Consider the following 1447-nt stretch of genomic DNA (forward strand, 5'->3'; position numbering starts at 1 on the left):
AAATTTATCAATGCCTATAAAAGTGCCAGCTCTCGCCTTATAAAAAAAGACTTTCCCGAAGTCAAAACGAAGTTGTGGAGAGAGTATTTTTGGTCGCAAAGCTTCTGCCTGGTTACTGTAGGCGGCGCTCCTTTGGAGGTCTTAAAGGCGTACATCGAGAATCAAGGGAAGGGGGCGAAAACCAGGTGATCCGATGTGTCAAAACAGCGTTTCACACCTCAAAATTGGATTTGGAACGGCTGTTTGCGTGCAACCGCATATCAGCGGAAGTTTGGAATCAGTGTCTACTCATTGCCAAGCACCATGCCCTACAAGACGATGGAAAGTGGATCGGAAAAACCGAACTTCAAGCGGCGCTTAAAAATCAGTTTCCTTTGCATTCCCAATCGGTACAGGCGGTCTGCCATAAATATCTCTATGCCAGAGACAGCGCAAAACAAGCCAGAAGGCAAGGTCTCCCTACCAAGTACCCTTACAAAAAGAAGAAGCACTTCAATACCAAATGGGTGGACCAAGCGTTCAAAATCAAGGCTAACACGATCTACTTAAGTCTGGGTATCCAAAACGGAAAACGCCAGCAGCCGATCAAAATCACCGTCCCGCGTTTACCGGAAGCGGATATCAAGGAAATCGAGCTGGTATTTGACCGAAAACTGATGATTTCCATGAGCTATGATGACGGACAAGCAGCAGCGGACAATCTTGGCAACCAGACTGCAGGTGTTGATCTAGGGGAAATCCACTCCATCACGGCAACGACCACCGAAAATAAGTCCATCATCATCACCGGAAGAAAAGTAAGAAGCATTCACCGGCTGAGAAACAAGAAGCTGGCCGAGATCCAGAAGTTCATGAGCAAATGTGAAAAAGGCAGCCGGAAATGGAAAAAATACAACCGGGCTAAAAAATACATACTCAGCAAAAGCGAACGCCAACTGAATGACGCTATCCACAAAACCACAAGACAATTCGTAGAATGGTGCAGAGAAAACGAAGTCAAAGAGGCGGTTGTCGGCCAAGTGGAAGGCGTACAGCGGAACACGAAAAAGAAGAAGCGAAAGATTATAAATCAAAAGCTGTCCAACTGGAGCTTCGGCAAGATTCAGAAGCAGCTTAGATACAAACTCGAAGCCCAGGGAATCATCATAAAAATGATAGATGAGAGCTACACCAGTGGGCAATGTCCTTGTTGCGGTATAAGAAAAAAGACATCCACCCGAAACTACAACTGTTCCTGTGGCTATACCGAACACCGAGATGTGCACGGGAGCAGAGGGATATTATCCAAGTATCTGCATGGACATATCCGTTACATGGGTGAAACGAAAGAAATCAAGTATCTACGGATCGCGTAAGTGCGAGAAGTAGTAGAAGGTGAGTTCCCACCCACTTGTACCCATAACAAGTGTTGCTTACTGAACCCTGCCGTTAGATTTCCGCATTCAGC

General features: G+C 46.1%; 2 protein-coding genes. Both read left to right on the plus strand.

Annotated features, from left to right (window positions below):
• A partial coding sequence (locus tag L691_RS0125940; RefSeq protein WP_025693114.1) for a transposase occupies window positions 1–189 on the plus strand: 189 nt, incomplete at its 5' end.
• The gene (locus tag L691_RS0125945) at window positions 186–1355 is read left to right on the plus strand and encodes an RNA-guided endonuclease InsQ/TnpB family protein (RefSeq protein ID WP_025693115.1); all 1170 of its coding nucleotides are present in this window, start codon (window positions 186–188) and stop codon (window positions 1353–1355) included. The genes L691_RS0125940 and L691_RS0125945, both read left to right, overlap by 4 nt.
• Window positions 1356–1447 lie beyond the last annotated feature (92 nt).

This window comes from Paenibacillus zanthoxyli JH29, from assembly GCF_000520715.1.
GTDB classification, from domain to species: domain Bacteria; phylum Bacillota; class Bacilli; order Paenibacillales; family Paenibacillaceae; genus Paenibacillus_AQ; species Paenibacillus_AQ zanthoxyli.